Annotated in this window: 2 protein-coding genes and 2 pseudogenes; 1 reads left to right on the top strand and 3 read right to left on the bottom strand. The window is 56.9% G+C overall.

Annotated features, from left to right (window positions below; all coding sequences use genetic code 11):
• Positions 1–500, top strand: a 500-nt coding sequence (locus BN871_RS28300; RefSeq protein ID WP_198158030.1) for a hypothetical protein, incomplete at its 5' end; no start/stop codon positions are given.
• A gap of 16 nt (positions 501–516) precedes the next feature.
• Here BN871_RS28300 and BN871_RS09695 read toward each other — a convergent pair.
• From BN871_RS09695 to BN871_RS28295, 3 genes and pseudogenes are all read right to left on the bottom strand, one after another.
• Positions 517–951, bottom strand: coding sequence for a PaaI family thioesterase (locus tag BN871_RS09695; protein ID WP_053086963.1), 435 nt, complete (start codon positions 949–951; stop codon positions 517–519).
• 113 nt (positions 952–1,064) lie between these two features.
• Positions 1,065–2,748: pseudogene (locus tag BN871_RS09690) on the bottom strand (long-chain-fatty-acid--CoA ligase); the annotation flags it as partial.
• A 25-nt stretch (positions 2,749–2,773) separates the two neighbouring features.
• Positions 2,774–3,037 (bottom strand): annotated as a pseudogene (locus BN871_RS28295) (acyl-CoA dehydrogenase); the annotation flags it as partial.

The raw sequence follows: 3,037 nt of genomic DNA, 5'->3' as shown, positions 1-3,037 counted from the left end.
CAAAGCGTCCGAATAGACGATTTTCTGCTATTCGCTGCTTCTGCCCACAAGCTCCGAGTAAGACGATTTTTTCTGCTTATTTGACTGCTTCTACCTCAAAAGCTCCGAGTAAGACGATTTTTTCTGCTTATTTGGCCGCTTCTGCTCCAAAAGTTTCGAGTAAGACGATTTTTTCTGCTTATTTGGCCGCTTCTGCCCCAGAAGCTCCGAGTAAGACGATTTTTTCTGCTTATTTGGCCTCTTCTGCCCAAGAAACACCGAATAAGACGATTTTTTCTGCTTATTTGGCTGCTTCTGCCCCAAAAGCTCCGAATAAGACGATTTTTTCTGCTTATTTGGCCGCTTCTGCCCCAGAAACTCCGAGTAAGACGATTTTTTTCTGCTTATTTGGCTGCTTCTGCCACAGACGCTCCGAGTTAGACGGTTTTTTTCTGCTCATTGCTACCTGCAATAAGCTCAAGCTAACGCAAAAACCGCTTCTGCGGCGGCAGAAGCGGTAAAATCGATGCGGGCAGCCTACTTGCCGAGCACGCGGAAGGTACCGGTGCCGAAGGCGCATAAGTCCCCTTGTTCCGTGCGGGCGTACGCTTGCGTACTGATCATCTTGCGGGATTGATGGACGATCTCGGCCGAGACGATCAGCCGTCCCTCCCTGATCGGCGAGACATAATTGAGGTTCAGGTTCGTCGTCACGACAGCCGTCTCCGGATGGGCCGCCATCGCGGCCATCCCCATCGCGGAATCGATCAGCGTCGCATAGACCCCGCCATGCAGAATGCCGATCAGATTCATATGATGCGGCTGGACATCGAGATAGACGACGCATCTGCCGTTTTCCAGCTGCTGCATCTCGGCGCCCAGAAAGCCCCAGAACGATTCTTTCGCCGCTTCCTCCCAGATCGCCATTTGTTTGGCCAGGATCGATGAATCCGCTTCCAAGTTGTTGTCCATCCGGCGTTCTCCTTTCAGACGGCGCTTCAGTCCTTTGCCGTTTTCTCCTTCTCCATCTCCTTCTCCTTCTCCTTCTCCTTCTCCTTCTCCTTCTCCTTCTCCTTCTCCTTCTCCTTCTCCTTCTCCTTCTCCTGCTCTTCCTCGATCAGCTTGCGCCGCAGCACCTTGCCTACGAGCGTCTTGGGCAGCGCCGCGCGGAATTCGTACGCCTTGGGCACTTTGTAGGCGGCAAGCCTTTCCTTGCAAAACGCCTTCAACGCCTGAGGATCCTCCTTCGCTCCGCTTCTGAGCACGATATAGGCCTTCACCGTCTCTCCCCGGTAAGGGTCGTTGATGCCGGCGACGATCGCCTCCTCGACGTCGGGATGCTCGAAGAGCACCTCCTCCACCTCTCGGGGATAGATATTATACCCTCCCGCGATGATGAGATCCTTGCGCCGGTCCAAGATGAAGAAATAGCCGTCCGCGTCCATCCGGCCGAGATCGCCCGTATAGAGCCAGCCGTTCCTGATCGTGACCGCCGTATCCTCGGGACGGTTCCAATAGCCGGACATCACCTGCGGCCCGCGGACGATCAGCTCTCCGATCTCGCCGGGCTCGACATCCTCCCCGGTATCGGGATGGACGATCTTGGCTTCCGTATCGGGGAATGGAATGCCGATGGAGCCCGGCTTGCGTTTCTCCCAAATATTGTTGGCATGCGTGACCGGCGACGCCTCCGTAAGGCCATACCCTTCGATCAGCTTGCCTCCGGTGAGCTGCTCGAATCTCTCCTGCACCTCGAGCGGCAGCGAGGCTGCCCCGCTGATGCAGGCTTTGATCGAGGAAAGATCATAATTCCTGATATCGGGATAATTGATGACGGCAATGTACATCGTCGGCGCGCCTGGAAAGACAGTAGCTTTTTTTTTTGGCAATCGCTCGGAGCACCTGCTTGATCTCGAACCTCGGGAGCAGGTCAAGCGTCGATCCGTTCAGGATGCCCAGGTTGAGCAGGACGGTCATGCCGAAGACGTGGAAAAAGGGCAGCGCGGCGAGATAGCGCTCTTCCGGGCCGCCGGCCCTGTAGTTCCACAGCTTGGACTGGATCGTATTGGCGATCAGATTGCGATGGGTCAGCATGACGCCCTTGGCGAATCCCGTCGTACCGCCCGTATACTGAATCAGAGCCAAATCGTTGCGCGCGTCGATCGGCACTCCGGCCGGCTTGGGCTCCGCTTGCTTCAGCAGCTTGCGGAACGAAATCAGCTCCTCGCCGTCATAGTCGATCGAAGGAATCGGCGTGCCGTCCTTCCTGGCCTTGATCGGATAGAGGAGATTTTTCGGAAAAGACAGATAATCCGCTACGGAAGTGACGATAATCCGCTCCATCGGCTGTTTGGCCATCGATTGCTTCACGCGGCCGACGAGCTGATCCAAGGTGACGATGATTTTCGCCCCGCTGTCCGTCAGCTGATGCTCCAGCTCCCGAGGCATATAGAGCGGATTCGTCATGACGACGATGCCTCCCGCGAGCAGCGCGCCATAATAGGCGATGACGGCCTGAGGGCAGTTGGGAAGCATGACCGCGACCCGGTCTCCCTTGCGGAGACCGAGCCCGTTCATGGCGTTCGCGAAGCGGTACGTTTGATCCAACAGATTCTCGTAGGAGATGCGGGCGCCCATGAATTCCAGCGCGGTGCGCTTTGGATGCTTGCGGGCGGTCTGGACCAGGAATTCCGCCAGGTTCTGGTCCGGATAGTCGTAGGTCGGCGGTACTTCGGCGGGATAATGGCTGAGCCATGGCCGGTTTGACATGCCGTTCACCCCATTTCCTGCCCGATTAAGGAACGTAGCGCTCCGCTTCGATGACGCGCGAAGCAATGCGGCGCTTCAGCTGCACCGTATTGGCCGGATTCGACTTCGTCAGCTTTTTCAGCACGGACAGCTGCGTGCGAAGCGTATCCCCGGATTCCATGGCGGCGAGCGTTTCCTTTGCAAGCTCCGCGATGCGGGCGAACTCCTCCTGCACGAAGACGGTCGTCATGTCGACGCCGAGCTGAGCCTTTGCTCCGCCCTGGAGCGAAATGCGCTTTTGGGTGCGGAG

Origin of the sequence: Paenibacillus sp. P22, from assembly GCF_000469945.2 — a bacterium.
GTDB lineage: Bacteria > Bacillota > Bacilli > Paenibacillales > Paenibacillaceae > Paenibacillus_O > Paenibacillus_O humicus.
This window is presented reverse-complemented; position numbering and strand designations above follow the sequence as displayed.